General features: G+C 36.1%; 18 protein-coding genes. All 18 read right to left on the bottom strand.

The genetic code is table 11. The features are described 5' to 3' along the window. Positions 1 to 48: 48 nt before the first annotated feature. The 18 genes from AC3HD6_RS15365 to AC3HD6_RS15280 all read right to left on the bottom strand — a co-directional run bounded on the left by AC3HD6_RS15365 (position 49) and on the right by AC3HD6_RS15280 (position 17,202). Complete coding sequence (locus AC3HD6_RS15365) at positions 49 to 1,224, bottom strand: cysteine desulfurase family protein (RefSeq protein ID WP_488897132.1); 1,176 nt, start codon at positions 1,222 to 1,224, stop codon at positions 49 to 51. 2 nt (positions 1,225 to 1,226) lie between these two features. Continuing rightward, entirely contained in the window at positions 1,227 to 1,697 is a 471-nt protein-coding gene (locus tag AC3HD6_RS15360) for a hypothetical protein (protein ID WP_488897131.1), read from the bottom strand. A gap of 24 nt (positions 1,698 to 1,721) precedes the next feature. Continuing rightward, positions 1,722 to 2,309 (bottom strand): HAD family hydrolase, encoded by a 588-nt coding sequence (locus AC3HD6_RS15355; RefSeq protein WP_488897130.1) that lies wholly within the window; start codon positions 2,307 to 2,309, stop codon positions 1,722 to 1,724. Between the two features lie 3 nt (positions 2,310 to 2,312). Further along, on the bottom strand, positions 2,313 to 3,038 hold the full coding sequence (locus AC3HD6_RS15350) for an SDR family NAD(P)-dependent oxidoreductase (RefSeq protein ID WP_488897129.1): 726 nt from the start codon (positions 3,036 to 3,038) through the stop codon (positions 2,313 to 2,315). Beyond that, positions 3,038 to 4,357: an FAD-binding oxidoreductase gene (locus tag AC3HD6_RS15345; protein ID WP_488897128.1), complete on the bottom strand. Its 1,320-nt coding sequence runs from the start codon at positions 4,355 to 4,357 to the stop codon at positions 3,038 to 3,040. Before AC3HD6_RS15345 ends, AC3HD6_RS15350 begins: the two co-directional genes overlap by 1 nt. Then, entirely contained in the window at positions 4,354 to 5,241 is an 888-nt protein-coding gene (locus AC3HD6_RS15340) for a decaprenyl-phosphate phosphoribosyltransferase (protein WP_068941652.1), read from the bottom strand. Before AC3HD6_RS15340 ends, AC3HD6_RS15345 begins: the two co-directional genes overlap by 4 nt. A gap of 108 nt (positions 5,242 to 5,349) precedes the next feature. Beyond that, on the bottom strand, positions 5,350 to 6,039 hold the full coding sequence (locus tag AC3HD6_RS15335) for a YiaD family glycine zipper/OmpA-like lipoprotein (protein ID WP_068941650.1): 690 nt from the start codon (positions 6,037 to 6,039) through the stop codon (positions 5,350 to 5,352). A gap of 25 nt (positions 6,040 to 6,064) precedes the next feature. Further along, positions 6,065 to 6,556 carry a hypothetical protein gene (locus tag AC3HD6_RS15330; RefSeq protein ID WP_488897127.1) on the bottom strand — a complete coding sequence of 164 codons (492 nt, stop codon included), beginning with the start codon at positions 6,554 to 6,556 and terminating at the stop codon, positions 6,065 to 6,067. 226 nt (positions 6,557 to 6,782) lie between these two features. Continuing rightward, complete coding sequence (locus AC3HD6_RS15325; RefSeq protein WP_488897126.1) at positions 6,783 to 8,456, bottom strand: S8 family serine peptidase; 1,674 nt, start codon at positions 8,454 to 8,456, stop codon at positions 6,783 to 6,785. Between the two features lie 76 nt (positions 8,457 to 8,532). After that, the gene (locus AC3HD6_RS15320; RefSeq protein ID WP_488897125.1) at positions 8,533 to 9,150 is read right to left on the bottom strand and encodes a WbqC family protein; all 618 of its coding nucleotides are present in this window, start codon (positions 9,148 to 9,150) and stop codon (positions 8,533 to 8,535) included. A gap of 57 nt (positions 9,151 to 9,207) precedes the next feature. After that, positions 9,208 to 10,857: a signal peptidase I gene (gene lepB / locus AC3HD6_RS15315; RefSeq protein WP_488897124.1), complete on the bottom strand. Its 1,650-nt coding sequence runs from the start codon at positions 10,855 to 10,857 to the stop codon at positions 9,208 to 9,210. A 131-nt stretch (positions 10,858 to 10,988) separates the two neighbouring features. Next, positions 10,989 to 11,690 (bottom strand): 4-hydroxy-tetrahydrodipicolinate reductase, encoded by a 702-nt coding sequence (gene dapB, locus AC3HD6_RS15310; protein ID WP_488897123.1) that lies wholly within the window; start codon positions 11,688 to 11,690, stop codon positions 10,989 to 10,991. A 60-nt stretch (positions 11,691 to 11,750) separates the two neighbouring features. Continuing rightward, the gene (locus tag AC3HD6_RS15305) at positions 11,751 to 12,389 is read right to left on the bottom strand and encodes a DUF5683 domain-containing protein (protein ID WP_488897122.1); all 639 of its coding nucleotides are present in this window, start codon (positions 12,387 to 12,389) and stop codon (positions 11,751 to 11,753) included. Further along, on the bottom strand, positions 12,390 to 13,280 hold the full coding sequence (locus AC3HD6_RS15300; RefSeq protein ID WP_068941641.1) for a ParB/RepB/Spo0J family partition protein: 891 nt from the start codon (positions 13,278 to 13,280) through the stop codon (positions 12,390 to 12,392). It abuts the gene before it with no gap. A gap of 69 nt (positions 13,281 to 13,349) precedes the next feature. Then, a complete protein-coding gene (locus AC3HD6_RS15295; RefSeq protein ID WP_045494103.1) occupies positions 13,350 to 14,123 on the bottom strand; it encodes a ParA family protein in 774 nt (257 codons plus the stop codon). Positions 14,124 to 14,286: 163 nt separating this feature from the next. Next, the gene (locus tag AC3HD6_RS15290; protein WP_488897121.1) at positions 14,287 to 15,135 is read right to left on the bottom strand and encodes an energy transducer TonB; all 849 of its coding nucleotides are present in this window, start codon (positions 15,133 to 15,135) and stop codon (positions 14,287 to 14,289) included. Between the two features lie 196 nt (positions 15,136 to 15,331). Further along, the gene (locus tag AC3HD6_RS15285) at positions 15,332 to 15,622 is read right to left on the bottom strand and encodes a hypothetical protein (RefSeq protein ID WP_488897120.1); all 291 of its coding nucleotides are present in this window, start codon (positions 15,620 to 15,622) and stop codon (positions 15,332 to 15,334) included. Between the two features lie 293 nt (positions 15,623 to 15,915). Continuing rightward, positions 15,916 to 17,202, bottom strand: a complete 1,287-nt coding sequence (locus tag AC3HD6_RS15280; RefSeq protein WP_488897119.1) for an adenylosuccinate synthase — start codon at positions 17,200 to 17,202, stop codon at positions 15,916 to 15,918. Positions 17,203 to 17,313: the final 111 nt, after the last annotated feature.

Raw genomic sequence — 17,313 nt, 5'->3', positions numbered from 1 at the left:
TTTTCAATTCTATTGAGTGTTCAAAATTACGACTTTTACATCATAAGACTATCTATGCTCAACATTAGTTTTTTCTATAGCATAGTCCTTTGAAATCTCTTTTAAAGCATCTACTAATGCATCTATATCAGCTTTTGTAGTCATATGACTAAAAGAAATACGTAACGGCGTACAATGATCCATTTCGTCCTCAGAAAGTACCATCATCATCACCATTGACGGTTTAGATGCTCCGGAAGAACATGCACTTCCCTGAGAAATAGCAATTCCTTTCATATCTAGCTGAAGTCCTATTAATGGGTTTTTATAAGGCAGTAAGGCACTTAAAACCGTATAAAGACTGTTTTCCTTTTCAGCGCTTCTTCCATTGAATTTTATGCCAGCAACTTCAGCAGATAATCTTTCGATAGCATAATCTTTAATTTCCTGCATATGCTGAGTATATTCATTCATATGATCCAGAGAAAGCTCTAAAGCTTTTCCAAGTCCAACGATACCACAAACGTTCTCAGTTCCGGCTCTCAGACTTCTTTCCTGAGGCCCTCCGGTAATGATTCCTTTCAGCCCTGTGGATTTTCTAATGTAAGCAAAACCTGCCCCTTTTGGACCGTGAAATTTATGAGCACTGCATGAAGCGAAATCTACAGGAATATCGGAGAAATCAAGATTCATGTGAGCCATTGTCTGCACTGTATCTGAGTGGAAAAGCGCATGATGTTCTTTGCACAGTTCAGCCACTTTTTTAAGATTAATAGTGTTACCAATCTCGTTATTGGCATGCATTAAACTTACCAGAGTTTTTTTATCTGAAGCTTTTAGTAATTCTTCTAATTTATTAAGATCAATATCTCCTTTTTCGTTAGGACGGATATAATGTACTTCTACTCCTTTTCTCGCTTTCATATCAAGGATACTTTCAGAAACACATTTATGTTCTAAAGGCGAGCTGATGATTCTTTCTACTCCAAGGTGTTCTACCGAGGATTTAATAATCATATTATTGGATTCTGTTCCACATGAAGTGAAAATGATTTCAGCAGGAGTTACATGAAGATAGTCTGCAACCTGTCTTCTTACATTTTCAATAAGGATTTTGGCTTCCTGTCCAAAGCTATGAGTTGAAGACGGGTTTCCAAAGTTCATCTTCATCGTACCAACCATTGCATCTATAACTTCTTCAGCAAGCGGAGTGGTTGCGGCATTATCTAAATATATTTTATCCATTATTATTTTGAATATTTTAATTCTACAGAGGTAAAGTGGTAATTGGCAGGAACGGCAAAAACGAACCACGGATTAGAAAGCACCTGAATTTCCATTCCGCCGGAAGGTTCTCCAGCCGGAACTTCTACATACAGCACATTATCCTTTACAGATACTCCTTTAATCTCATTGATGGTATGACTGCCAGATCTGAATCCTCCAAGATTGTATACAACAACGGTCTTGTCTTTTGGAAATTTCGGATAATTGGATGCAGGATCTTTTCCCTCTTCTATAAGTTGAAAACCACCTTTACCCAGAGCAAGGTATTCTTTTTCATCTTTAATAATCCTGAAACCCGATTGTTCGGTACCCCCTTGAGAGCTGGTTACAAGAAGTTCTGCTTTCTGCTGCATATCAGACAATTTTTGTTGGGATGATGTTGTTGCGCAGCTCATCAAGATAGCTGTACATGCCATTAACAGACTTTTCATTTTTTACACTTTTATCACCCAAAATTAGTGAAAAAATTGGTAATGTCCCTCATTTGCCCATTTCAACATTGGCTTATCCCCGGAAGTATCACCAAATGCAATAATTTTGTCATACTTAGAATCGTTGATTTCTTCCTTTATTCGTACCAGCTTTTCCTTTCCGTTACAATTTTTCCCGATAAAATTTCCTGTGAAAACACCGTTCTTGAACTCTGCCCGCGTAGAAACAAGCTGCATTTTCAATACTTCAGCAAAAGGTTTTACCCAGATATCTAACGAAGCGGTTACTAATAAACTCTGTGTATTATTCCTATCGATATTTTGAATAAAATCCAGCGCATTTTCTCTTACAATTTTAGGATAATGCAATTCAAAGAATTGTTTGGATTTCAATTCTATTTTTTCCTGAGACTGTCCTTTTAAAATAGATCCGATAAAGCTTTTCTTTACTTTTTCTGTTTCAGCCAGTTTAAGCTTCAATAGAATGAAAAGGGGTACATGTCTTAAAAATTGTATTCTGTATTTTGTAGAATCATAGAATTTAAGATACATAAACATGGTATCCTTATACGTCAGGGTTCCGTCAAAATCAAAACAATACAACTTTTTCATTTTTTAAAGCTTTAACTTTTTAAATATAAATTCAGGGATATTCCTGATAATCATCATAATGACACTCCAAATCGGCAAAACATATGCCACGTTCTTTTGCTTTTTGAACGCGTTATAAATACAGGCAGCTGCTTGTTTAGGAGTTGCTGTTAATTTAGGGTTTAAAGGCAGACCTTCGGTCATTTTAGTTGCCATAAACCCAGGTTTTACAGTCAGTACATGTACCTTTTTACTGAAAAGATAGTTTCTAAGCCCGCTCAAATACGCTGTAAAAGCAGCTTTTGCACTTCCGTAAATAAAATTACTTTGTCTTCCTCTATCTCCTGCCACTGAAGAGAGTCCGATGATGGTTCCTGATCTCCTGCTTTCAAATTTATGGGCAAAATAGTTCATGACCGGAATCAATTTAGAGTAATTGATATTGATAATACGTTCTGTATTCTTATTATCATACAATCCTTCCTCTGTTCCTTCGCCTAAATATCCTACCGCACAAAATAATACATTTGAATTGATATAATCAAATTTGTTATAATCAATTTCTTTCATCAGGTCCAGCTCTATGACTTCGGACTGCTGCAGAAATTTCACATCAATATGTCTTGCAAACCTTTCTGTAGTTTCTTTATTTGAGGTAAAAAGATAGACTTTTTCAAATTTTTCTCCTTCCTGAAGTGCTTTTTCCACAAAAGCCTGTGCCACTTCAGATGTACTTCCCAGAACTATCATTATGAATTGTTGTTTAAAATTCTTTTGTGCTGTAAAGACACAAATTTAGGACTTCGAATATTTTTCAGGTAGTTGGTTAATGATGATCTGCTCATGCTGTCTTTGGTAAGATAAATTCTTCCCCCGAACTCCTGAACAATACTATCCAGCTGATCTACCAGTTTTTTCAGTTTTGAATTGACTTTAAAATCCAGCGCCAAAGTATACCCTTCCACAGGGAAAGAATTGTAAGCCTCCGGATTATTCTTTCCAAAAAGCTTTAATACGGCTAAGAATGATCCATTTCCACTATTGGCAATGGTTTCAAGAATTCTCTTCATTCCTTCTTTTCCTGCTTCTTTCGGAATCACCATCTGATACTGTATGAAACCTGATTTCCCATAGATCTTATTCCATTCATTAATGGCATCTAAAGGATAGAAAAATGTTTCGTAGTCAATAAAGTTCTTCACTTCTTTTTTGGATTGTTTTTTATAATACAGCCAGTTGAAGATCTTTACCGTAAGGGCATTCAAAACAAATCCCGGAAAATAAAAAGGTACTGTAGGCTGTAATTTACCCTTTAATCTTAAAGGAGATTTTGACATACTCTGAGGCAATTCATGCTGAAAAGCGTGCTCACCTCTCATCAGAATACTTCTTCCTATATTTTTTCCTTTCTGTAGACAATCGATCCACGCTACGGTATACGTCCAGCTTTCACTTTCCTCAAACAGTTTAAAGATTTCGTCAAGGTTATCTGCTTTGATACTTTCCTGGCGGATATAGGCAGATTCAATATTTTTAAGCTTAAATTTTGCAGTCAGAATAATTCCTGTAAGCCCCATTCCACCGATAGTAGCCCAGAACTTTTCTGAATTTTCTTCTCTTGAACAGGTAATAATTTCCCCGTTTTCAATCATCAGTTTAAACTCAATCACATATTCTGAAAAACAACCTTCTGCATGATGGTTCTTTCCGTGTACATCAGAAGCAATCGCTCCTCCAACAGAAACAAACTTCGTTCCTGGTGTTACATAAAGGAAATATCCCTGCGGAACCGATATTTCAAGCACGTCCGAAAGCAATACTCCGGATTCGCATTCTATAATTCCGTTCAGGCGGTCAAAGCTGATGAATTTATTTAATTTTTTGGTAGAAAAAATGCTTTCACCCAATGAAGCATCTCCATAACATCTTCCGTTTCCCCTTGCAATAACTTCATTGTGGCTGAGTACGAACTCTTTTATGTTTTTGAAGCTGTCCTCAGATCTCATTTCTTTTTCCACTACCGGGAAATTACCCCAGTTTGTAACTTTCTGTGTGAAATTTGGCTTCATTTCTTAAAGTAAATTTGAATTAAAAATGTGGCCACCCAAAGTAATAAAGTAACCTGTATATAACGGTCTCTGTACACAATTTTTGTGGGAGATTCTGTTCGGTTGTACACCAATGTCTGCTGCAGATATCTTAAAAGAGCAAATACAACGAAAACGACTGTATAAAATACTCTTTCATGGAATCTTGCCTGTACCTCCGGTGAAAGGGTAAACATCAGATAGCAGACAATAGCTAGTGTAATGGAAATAGACAGTGCAATATCCGCAAACTGTACATTATATCCATCCAAAGCCTTTCTTGTTTTACCTGAAACCTGAGCATTAATAAGCTCTCCTCTCCTCTTTCCAATAGCTAATACCAGTGCTAATACAAAGGTCAGCAAGATCGCCCATTGGGAAATACTGATCCCAGTAATATAACCTCCTGCTAAAACCCTCAGGACAAATCCTATGGCAATGATAAAGATATCAATGATCGGAACATGCTTCAATCTGAATGTATACGCCAGATTCATCACCACATAAAAAGCGATAATAGTTGCAAATTTCCATAATGGCTGCTGGAAATACATTTGGGCAACACCTACAAAAGCTATATCAGCAATCACCAATCCGATGAGGATTCCTATTGCAGTAGATTTCGAGATGGCCCCACTTGCCAGCGGACGCCTTCTTTTCTCTGGATGCTTACTATCTGCCTCAATATCATTATAATCATTAAGAATATAAACAATGCTTGCAGCCAACGAAAAGATGATAAAAGCAAAGATACTTTTGGTAAGTAAATCAAGATTGGTAATATTACCAGAAAAAAATAGAGGGACAAATACAAAAAGGTTTTTCACCCATTGCTCTACACGGAGCAGTTTTAAATATTTTTTCATTTATGTTATTTCAATTGCAAAAATAATAAATTCAAAATTGACAGGCATAAAAATACAAAAAAAACCGCCAGGGCGGTCTTTTACGAAAATATTTATATGTTAAATTAATTACTGCCCTTGCTTGGCATCGTTAATCATTTTTTCATTTGCAGTAATTGCGAATTCAACTCTTCTGTTTTTAGCTCTTCCTTCGTCTGTATCATTGCTTGCAACCGGCATATTTTTCCCTTCACCTTTTGTGAACATTCTGCTTCCTGCCAAGCCTTTTCCTACTAAGTAAGCTTTTACAGCATCAGCTCTTCTCTGAGAAAGTGCCATGTTGTACGCATCTTTACCTACGCTGTCTGTGTGACCATAGATATTGATATTAGTATCTGGGTTATCTACCAATACTTTAGCTAATTTATCTAAGTTACCCTGTGCAACAGAAGTAAGGTTTGAAGAGTCGAAAGCAAAGTTTACAATACTTTCATTCATGGTAACTTTAATACCATCACCTACTCTTTCTACCTGAGCACCTGGTAAAGTTTCCTTAATATCTTTTGCCTGCTTATCCATTTTGTTACCGATAACGTTACCTGCAACACCACCGATAATACCACCTAATACAGCACCAATAGCACCGTTTCCACCTTTTCCTACATTGTTTCCAAGGATACCTCCCAATACAGCTCCTGAAGCGACTCCTACAGCTGTACCTCTTTGTTGGTGATTTGAATTTTGAACGGCTTCACAACTTGTCAATAATAATGCTGATGACAAGAAAAGAGCTCCTACGTATGTTTTTGTAAATTTCATTTTTTTTATCTTTTATGTTATTTTATTATTTCATTCCGGTTCTTTCGAAATTGTAAACAACTTTTACACTTCCACCTTCAAACGGAACGTCTTGCTGAAGAGAAAACTGATCTGTACTTTGGTTGATTACTGATAAAGTATACCCTGCAATATTCTGTTTTGCTTTTGTACCTGCAAGAACTTTTTTAAACATAAATGTATCACCATTCTTGATTTCAAACTTGATAGGCTGTGTAATGGCTGGGCAGCTTCCTCCTCCATTCAGAGTATAAGCACCTGTCCAGTTATTAGGAATTAGTCTCCAGTGGCTTCCTACGAAACACTGCGCATCTGCCCCTTCGTCAAAAGGCTTAATTTTATACCCTTTATCGTAGTCTATGCTCACAATCTGCCAATCTCCTTTTAATTTAAGAAAATCTGCTCTTTGATTCTGAGATGTAGCTGCTTTATTCACAGAGGAACAAGACACTGCAAAAAGTGATGTTCCTAACATCCCTGCAAGTAGTAACTTTTTCATTTTGTTGTTTATTATTTTGTTACAATAAAGTTACAAAAAACCGTGCCAAAATTGTATTTAAAAAATAAAAAAGTCCGAAATTCTTCGGACTTTTTTATTAGCTATTTAAAAATGAATATTTTACTTATTTTTTTTATAAAGCAAAACTGTGTGATATTGTCGATTACTCTTTATATCATTCAGTTCTCTATTTATTAAAACGGCTTCCATAATCATTTATAAATGATTATTTTTTAACTGCTTTACTTGCTTTTTTAACAACAGGAGCTTTGCTTCCGCTATAGAAGTTATTATACGCGTATTCAGCTGCTTTTTTCACATCTATAACACCTCCAGCAGCAGAAAAATCAGCGAAACCATTTGCTGTACTTGGATTGCTTGATTTTTTTAATGCTTCAATGATCTGAACTGGCGTAAGGTTTGACATATAAGCTAATAGAACAGCCGCAGCTCCAGATACTACCGGAGAGGCCATAGAGGTTCCATCTAGATACTCATATTTACTTCCTTTAACAGTAGAATAGATTCTTTCTCCCGGAGCAAAAACATCCACCATTTTTTTATTGAAGTTGGAGAAGCTTGCTCTAAGAGCATTATCATTATTAGTACTCGCCCCTACCACAATCACGTTATTAACAAATGGTTTTTCATCATTAACATTTTTGTAGTTCGTAGGATATGCCAAATGCTCTGCAACATCTTCATTTTCGTTACCTGCTGCTTTTACTAAAAGAACGCCTTTATCTTCTGCATATTTGAAGGCATCCCAAACTACATTTTTCCCTGGAGAAACTGGTTTGCCAAAACTCATATTCAGGATTTTCGCCCCATTATCCACAGCATATCTGATGGCATTTGCAACATCTTTATCTCTTTCATCACCATTAGGTACAGCTCTTACCGTCATAATTTTAGCGACCCTTGAAGCAATTCCATGCTGAATTTCTTTTCCTTGCGGAAGTCCAGCAATGATTCCGGCTACGTGTGTACCATGTTCTGCATCAGGTCCTTCGTAATGATTATTTCCGTAATTCTTTTCTGAATAGTCATCATAATTATCTCCTACGATGTCTTTTCTGGGATCATATGAAAGGTCGTATTGCTTGGCTGCCGGTGCATAATGATCGATCGCCTCTTTCATATCCTTTTTCATCTTGGTTTCAAAATCAGCAGAAGATACTCCTTTAAAATCCGGACTTTGAGAAACTTGGCTTAATATTTCCAAAGCAACGGCATCCTTTTGATCTGTAGGCTTCTTAATGGCTGCGATATTTTCAGCCGTTACTGGTTTTCCAGCCAACAGCTTCACCATATTAGGGATAAGCTCATTGATCATAGAATATGTTCTGAAGTTTTGCTGAGCCTCAATACTTTTCTTTGTGAAAAGATCTTTAGCTTTCATATACATAGCAAAGTCTTCCGGCATTTTAGCCTGATTGTCTTTGTTCTTTGCAGAGTCATTTCCTTCAAAAAGAGGTTTATATTTGGCAACGACTCTTGTTACTTCCATGTTATCAATGTCGATATCACCATTTTTTCCTCCAATGAAGTTCCATCCGTGAATATCATCAATATATCCGTTTCCATCATCATCCTTACCGTTTCCAGGCACTTCATTAGGGTTACTCCACATATTCTTCACCAATCCCGGATGATCTACCTGCACTCCACTATCCAAAACTCCAACAACCACTGTTTTAGGCTTTAATCCTTTTGATTCCAAATATTTGTATGCATTTTCAGTATTGACTCCATATACTTTTGAAGTAGCAAAATCTTTGTGATACCACATCATCAGATTTTTATCTTCATTAGGGTCAACACTTTTAGCTTTCGACTCCTGTGCAAAGGAGAAACCAAAACCTGTTAAAAAAACTGCAGCTAATAATACCTTTTTCATATACTGATATTTGTTTTAAAGTCATATATAACCGTCATTTGCTGTTATAATAGATACCGAGCGCAACGATTTTATATTAATGTTTTATATTCTTTACGTAAACAAGCGATTCAGGGCCTTTGTTACAAACAAGATCCAAAATCGATAAATCTTCTAAAAATCCGAATTTGTCTGAGAAGGTCTGATAATAGCTTTCCATTTCAAATTCTGTAGGTTGTTTGGCAGAAAATTTTTCTCTGAAATTTATTCCTTCCGGATTTTTGATATATTCTTCATTCAAAGAGTGTGCCTTTTCTGTTTTCAATATCTGTTGGATGATTTCTAACCCTTTAAGGTTAAAGTCCAGAAGAAACTTTTCTTTGAGATCAAAAATCTTTCTGAACTTATCTTCATAATATTCGAAATAAGGCGAACTCTGATAAGCTGTTTGAATTGATTTCCAGTGAAGTGTTCTCCAATCTTCCCTGTAAGAGATTTCAATATCTTTAAATTCTCTTTTCCCGTTATGGTTGATAGGGATAATCAAAGATAATTTTCCATTGGCCCCATAGATATTAGCTCTGTTTCTATAGGTTTGCTTTGGAAAGTTTTCAAACTGTTCCAATACTACTTCATTTTCAGCATCTAAAAATACTGAAAACCATGAAACCGGTGGCATATAAAATACCGGCAATAAAACATTCTTCATATTCATAATACAAAAATGAAGTATTTTTTCAAATACTTCATTCTATTTTAAGTTTAATTTTATTTATAACTCGTCTTCTGTTTTTTTCTTTTTGAATAATTTCACAAAATACTCCCAACCGAAGAATAATATTAAAATCATTGCAGCAATCCACCAGTATGAAGTTTTATTGGCTTCTCCTGTGTTAGTTGCTTTAAACATTCTTTCCCAACGTATCTTGAATGGTGCCTGATATGTAGAACTACTGTCTGCAAAGGCTCCCTGAAGGCTCATCCATGTAAACATTGGTTTTCCAACGATGTTTTCTTCCGGAACGAAACCAAAGAATCTTGCATCTAATGAAGCATCTCTGTTATCTCCTACCATCATATAATAATCCTGTTGGATCGTATATTGATTGGCTTCTTTTCCATTAATAAAGATCTTTCCGTTTTTCTTTTCTAAGCTGTTATGCTCATATTCGGAAATAATCCACTGGAACATGGGAAGGGTTTCATTATTGATAGCTACTACATCTCCTTTTTTAGGAATTCTAACCGGGCCATACCAATCCTGGTTCCAAGGTTTATTAACCGGGAAAATAGATTGTGTTGTGTCTATTTTCGTTCTGGCTTCGTCTTTATAGGCTATTGCTGCTTCTCCTTTTACTGAAACATCTTCTTTCATGTCAACTACATGAGGAAGTTCTTTGATCTCTTTAGCAATCTTATCGGTCAACCCTTGAAAGCCATAAATAAATCCGCCGTTATTCTGTTGTATTTCCTGTACTGGTAAGAAACCATAGGCTTTATATAATGTAGGAATGTCTAATTGACTGTCCGTTGTTACAATATATCTGTGCTGTACTTCCTGATCACCTAAAACAGTTTCCGGTTTTCCGTTTACGAAAAGTCTTCCGGCTCTCATTTCAAAGGTGTCACCTGCTGTAGCTACACATCTTTTTACGTATGGATCTTTTCTATCAATTGCAGTATGAACTGAATCCTGAGGGTAGTTGAAAACTACTACATCGTTTTTCTGCGGCTTATTGAACTGTAAGATTCTTGTGTAAGGCAGTTTTACTCCATCCACATAAGATTTTGGATCATCTTTTGGATTTCCTTTTACTCCAGTGTCCATAATGGTTCCCTGAAGGAAAGGTATTGCTACAGGACGCATTGGAAGTCTGTATCCATAGCTCCATTTGTTTACGAAAAGAAAATCTCCCACTAGTAGGGTTCTCTCCATAGATCCTGTAGGAATCCCGAACGGCTGGGTTACAAAAACGTGAATAATCGTTGCAAATACTACTGCGAAAGTAATAGATCCCAAAAATGTATCTTTCTTTTTTGCTTCTTTTTCTTCATCCGTAAGGTACAGCTCATTGGCATTTTCATCTTCCAGCTCTGCATCTTTGGAATAATTGATGGTTGCCATATAGATAAACGGAAGAATCACTGTAAGGATTTGATCCTTGAAAAGTGTTTTCCCAAATTTCTTCACTAAATAAAGATGAAAAACAGACATCATGATGGGTCCTACAATCGGAAGATATGAAAGGATGGCCCACCATTTCGGATGTTTTGTCTCTTTCAGGATAATAAAATAGTTATAGAAAGGTATAAATGCCAATAAAGGGTTATACCCCATTTTCTTAAACAACTTCCATGTTGAAATCCCCATTAATATGGATAAAATGAGGACATACACTGTATACGTTAAAAAATAATTCATAAATTTTTTGTGCCTGTTCTTATGATATAAAATGATAAATGATGAGTAATAAATGATTACAGCGGTCTGCCATCTACAATTTACTATTCATCATTTTCGTATTGGTCTGCAATTTACAGAATTTGTTACAATTAAAGCCCTAAAACGTCCTTCATTCCGAAGTTACCTTTTTTGTCTTTGATCCATTCGGCAGCTACTACCGCTCCCAATGCAAAGCCATTTCGGTTGAACGCTGTATGCTTGATCTCAATTTCATCTACTTCGCTTCTGTAGAAAACACTGTGTGTTCCCGGAACTTCATCTTCACGAACCGCAAAAATTCCCAGTTGACAGCCTTCTGTTTCCTCCAGCTTCCATGCATCAAATTTCGGATTATTATTGATAATCCCTTCTGCTATGGAGATGGCTGTTCCACTTGGAGCGTCTTTTTTATGGATATGGTGAATTTCCTCCAACTGACAAGAGTATTCATTAACATTCTTCATCAGATCAGCCACCTTTTCGTTTAAAGCAAAAAATAAATTAACCCCTAAACTGAAGTTGGAACCATATAAAAATGCGGTATCATTATCTACAGCCAGTTGTTCTATTTCTGCTTTTTTATCCAACCATCCAGTGGTTCCGCAGATTACCGGAATTTTATTTTCAAGGCAAGCTTTGATATTGTCGTATGCAACTTCCGGCAGGGAAAATTCAATCACAACATCCGGATTGTTAAGATTTTCAGCAGTTGGGGTTTCCTTTAGGCGGGCAACCACTTCATGACCTCTTTTCTGTGCGATCTCATCAATGATCTTACCCATTTTACCGTAACCAACTAATGCTATTTTCATGTAATCTTTTTTATTTTGATTGTTACTTTCCACCTTTCGGTTTTGTGTATTTATTCTGTATTAAAATCTATAACTTAAAGCGAATCCTGTTTTTGGAGCATCAAATCCATATTGATCCTGGATTACTGACGGCTTAAACGTTAAATCAGGGTCATGGCGGCTTTCATAAAGGTGTGCATCTACGACAGCATCTACAATATTCAATATATAGATCAATCCCGTAATAGCAATTGCATAATCTCTTTGCCTTTTTGCTCTATCCTGGGCATTTCCCAGCGCTCTCTTATCTAACCATGGACGTGCGTCTACGAATTCGTTGGGCGTACCGTTTAACTTGGCAATATAGTACTCTCTGTATTTCTTATATTGATTATCATTCCATACCGCAATACCTACTCCTGCTCCTACAGCTCCCCAAACGATTGGAATTTTCCAGTATTTTTTATTGTAGAACTGTCCTAAACCTGGTAATACTGCCGAATACAGTCCGGCTCTTGTAGGATTCAATTTTACGGTAACCTTTGTTGGTCCATTGGCTTTTTCAAGATCTTCAATGATCTTGGCTTCCGTTTTGGTTGGTTTTACCACAGGAAGTTCCTCTTTCGGAGGTTTCTGTACCCGAACCGTATCAATAGGTGCAACTTGTGAGTAAGCTACTGCAGCAATACACAAGAAAAATGTGAAAAATATTTTCTTCATTTATTTAATATGGGATAAAATATATTCCAGCTCTTCTTCATTTTTGAAGTCCAGAACAATTTTACCTTTTTTACCATTTCCAGAAGCCTTGATTTCTACTTTTACATCCAGGATGTCAGCAATGGTCTTCTGAGCTCTTTTATAGTTATTGGATAACTCCGCATTTGCTTTTTTAGCAGCTGGAGATTTTGGATTTTTCAATGCTGCGGCAGCTTGTTCGGCCTGGCGTACATTCAATTTTTCTTTAATAATCAGATCAAATAAAATCTGTTGATTTTCTTCACTTTCAAGGCTGATGATTGCTCTACCATGCCCTGCAGAAATCTCACCGCTTCTGATAGCATTCTGAATATCCGGATTCAATCTTAGCAATCTGATTGAATTGGTAATGGTACTTCTGTCTTTACCTATTCTCTGGCTAAGATTTTCCTGTGTAAGACCTATTTCTTCTAAAAGCCTGTGATAAGTAAGGGCAATTTCGATGGCATCAAGATCTTCTCTCTGGATGTTTTCAACAAGAGCCATCTCAAGAAGTTCCTGATCATTTACCAAACGGATATAAGCAGGAACAGTTGTTAATCCTGCAATTTTACTTGCTCTGTAACGTCTTTCCCCGGATATGATCTCGAATTTCTCACCGTCTTTTCTTAAGGTAATCGGTTGGATGATCCCTAAATTTTTAATAGACTGCGCTAATTCTTCTAATGCTTTTTCATCAAAATAAGTTCTCGGCTGCGTTGGGTTCGGATATATATCTTCAAGCGCAACTTCTACAATATTTCCCACAAACTTATCAGCTCCCTCATCAGTAGCTGAATTTACAGTTGCTTTGGATTCTGCACTTAAAATGGCGCCCAAGCCGCGTCCCATAGCTCTTTTTTTGTCCTTCATAGATATAATTGATAAATGATGTTTGCGAAGTGATGACTAGCAATCACTTTTTGGCCATTTATTATTAATTTAATTCTTTACTAAGTTTTCGTTCTTTAAAAGAACTTCTTCAGCTAACTGAATATACTGAACAGCACCTTTGCTTTCTGCATCATAGTTCAGGATACTTTCTCCGAAGCTCGGTGCTTCACTCAGTCTTACATTTCTGCTGATAATGGTTTCAAAAACCATTTCCGGGAAGTGAAGGTTTACTTCTTCCACTACCTGGTTAGACAATCTTAATCTGCTGTCATACATGGTAAGCAGAAGGCCTTCGATTCCAAGATCTTTGTTGTGGATCTTCTGAACATTTTTAACGGTGTTCAAAAGTTTCCCAAGTCCTTCTAATGCAAAATACTCGCACTGGATCGGGATAATCACAGAATCTGCTGCCGTAAGCGCATTTACTGTAATCAAACCTAAACTCGGTGCACAGTCGATAATGATATAGTCATAATCATCTCTTACACTGGCCAAGGCTTTTTTCAGCATATATTCACGATCTTCTTTGTCTACCAATTCGATCTCTGCTGCTACCAGGTCAATGTGTGATGGGATGATATCCAGATTCGGCGTTGCCGTTCTTTTGATACATGCTCTTGTATCTGCACTATGCTCCAGTAGATTATAGGTGGAATACTGAACATCTTCTACTCCCAAACCAGATGTAGCATTGGCCTGAGGGTCAGCGTCAATGATCAATATTTTCTTTTCCAATACTCCTAATGCTGCTGCTAAGTTTACAGCGGTAGTAGTTTTCCCTACTCCACCTTTTTGATTAGCAATACCTATGATTTTTGCCATTATTAGAACTTTAAGTTTCAAAAATACACTTTTTTCTTTGCTCCCGATAGATAGAGAAAATCAAAATTGAGTTAAAATATTGTTAATAAGCAATTTAACAATAAAAAAAATTATCCACAAAAAAAATTCTTTGTGGATAACTCTTAAAAATTGATTTTTGATATTAATTATCAAACTTCATGGAGATTGGAAACTTGAAGTAACTTCTTACAAATTCTCCTTTTTTGTTTTTGGCAGGAACCCAGGTTCCTTTGCTTGAAATTGACTTCACTGTTCTGATGGCCTCATTGTTAAAATCGGCATTGGTTCCGTTAGCTTTTACCCCTGAAATTGTTCCATCCATTTCTACAATGAATGTAACCGTAGTTTTTACTATTTCTTCTGATTCGAATCCCGAACCATCGAAATTATTCATTACTTTATTTCTGAAAGAATCTATTCCGCCTTTAAAACTGGCTTCTATCCCAAGTTCTCCGGCTTCTGCAATTTTGTTTTTATCTACCGGCTCTGAAATTACCGGCGGTGCAGTATTGATAACCGGCCCTGAAACAGGTAATGTTGAAGGAACATGGGTATTAGGTGTTACCACATCTCCTTTAAAATTATTGGTAAAGCCTGCTACAGCATCATCCGGAATAGGATCTTTTTTTACGTTATCCTGAGCATCTTTTGATGGTGTAGGAACTGTACTGTCAAATGTTTTTGTATTAGACGCAGCAGCTGGTTTTACTGGAGTAATTTTTACAGGCGGATCTTCTTTTATGATTGGAATATCTTTAATTATACGTGTTCCATCATCACTCGTTCTTTCCACTACTGCATCTGATTTAAATGCAGAAATTACAGCTGGTGTAATGGAAACTGCAGCCATTAGACTTATTCCTATAAAAAGTGCTTTAGTTAATATTCTATCTGATTCGTTTCTTAATACATAGGCACCGTATTGCTTGTTTCTGTGCTCAAAAAGAACTTCGTTGAAGCGAAATTCCTCGTTTTGATTCTGGTGTTTCATCACTATTACTATTTAAACTGTTAAAAAATGTGATTATTAGTTTTATTAGTTCTTATCGATAAGCAATGTTTCAATATCAAAAGATCTGCCAGAATTTTACCAAAACAACATAATATTATAAAATTTTATGAAAATGTTTAAAATTTAACATTTTACCTATTGAAAATATACACCTAAAATCCATCGAAGTGTTGAATTACATAAAAATCATCAGTAACATGATCAATGGTATTAATAGCCCCAGTGCATTGATCACAATGAGAATAACCGAGCTGATCTTTGCTTTCTTATAACTTTTAGCAGCAAAATATATAGCAGCAATACTGAACAGTAGACTGCACACAACAAATAGCATCAGCAGAAAATTACTGCGGATATTTATTGGAAATGCTAAATAAACACTTAGTAAAACAGCATATGCAATGGTAAAGTATAAGCTAATTACAATATTGTCCAGAAAACGCTGGGGTATTTTATTTTCTTCCATTATTTCATTTACGCTTTTGTCTTAAAACAAAAGTATACAAAAATTCAAAACTAAATTATTCCTTTACAATTTAAACCTACACTTATAAATTGTAAGTATTTAATAAAAGAGGATTAGAAAATGGGTGTTGCCAAACAAAAAAGGTAAATACCTCAGTGTAACCATATCAAGGTTTAAAACCTTGACATGGTTGTATAAGCAAGCTAAAATAAAACGAAAGATCACTCATTTTCAGACAAAAAAAAGAGACTATCAAATCTGAGAGTCTCTTTTCTTTATATGTTCTAAGAATATTAGAATAATTCTTTTCTGATGATGTTCTGACTTCTTTCAGGACCTACAGAAACTAAGTATACATTGATTCCTAAATATTTTTCAATAAACTCGATGTACTTCTGAGCGTTATCAGGAAGTTCGTCATAGCTTCTAGCTTTTGTGATATCTTCCGCCCAACCTGGTAAATCCTGGTAGATTGGCTCATAGTTGTATAGTTTTTCTGTTGACGAAGTGAAATAATCGATAATTTTTCCGTCTTCAGTTTTATAATGCGTAACAATTTTAAGGTTTTCAATTCCTGTAAGAACGTCTAGTTTAGTAATTACAAGGTTATTGATCCCGTTAATCATACAAGCATGCTTTAAAGAAACAAGGTCTAACCAACCTGTTCTTCTTGGTCTACCTGTAGTAGCCCCGAACTCACCACCAATTTGTCTGATCTTTTCACCTAATTCATTGTCTAATTCAGATGGGAAAGGTCCGTTACCTACTCTTGTACAGTATGCTTTTGCAACTCCGATCAAGTTTTGAAGTGATGTTGGCGGAACTCCTGCTCCTGAACACACCCCTCCTGTAGATGGAGAAGATGAAGTTACGTATGGATAAGTACCGAAATCGATATCAAGCATCAATGCCTGTGCTCCTTCAAACAAAACGTTTTTACCGTCTCTGATTGCTTCGTTTAATTCTAATTCAGTATCAACGATTCTATCCTGAAGCTGTTTTCCGATTTCTAAATATTCATTATAAATTTCTTCAACATCTAACGCCGGTTTTCCGTAATATTTTTCAAAAAGAGAGTTCTTAACTTTTAAGTTTTTCTCAATTTTATCTCTTAAAATCTCAGGGTTTAATAGGTCAACCATTCTGATTCCTACTCTTGCAATTTTATCTTCATAACAAGGTCCGATTCCTTTTTTGGTTGTTCCGATCTGAGTTCCGCCGTGTTCCTCTTCACGGTAAGTATCCAAAAGGATGTGGTAAGGCATGATGACATGCGCTCTTCTGCTGATAAAAATGTGGTCTGTTCTCAAGTTTTTGCTCTCGATCTGACCAACTTCTTTAATAAAAGACTTAGGGTTTACCACTACTCCGTTTGCAATGATACATTTCCCTTTGCATTGAAGAACTCCTGAAGGAAGAAGGTGCAGAACGAATTTTTCATCACCAACATAAACCGTGTGACCAGCATTGTCTCCTCCTTGGAAACGTACTACATAGTCTGATTTTGCAGATAAAACATCCGTGATTTTACCTTTACCTTCATCTCCATACTGAAGACCTACAACTACATAAGTTGACATATTTTACTTTTGTTTTAAGATTCGTGCAAAATTACTTTTAAAAAAAATGACAGCCAAATTATAGGGGATATTTATTTTTGGATTGGGTGAAAATCATAGGGTTGAAGGTAT

This window comes from Chryseobacterium sp. II3a (assembly GCF_057815135.1).
This window is presented reverse-complemented; position numbering and strand designations above follow the sequence as displayed.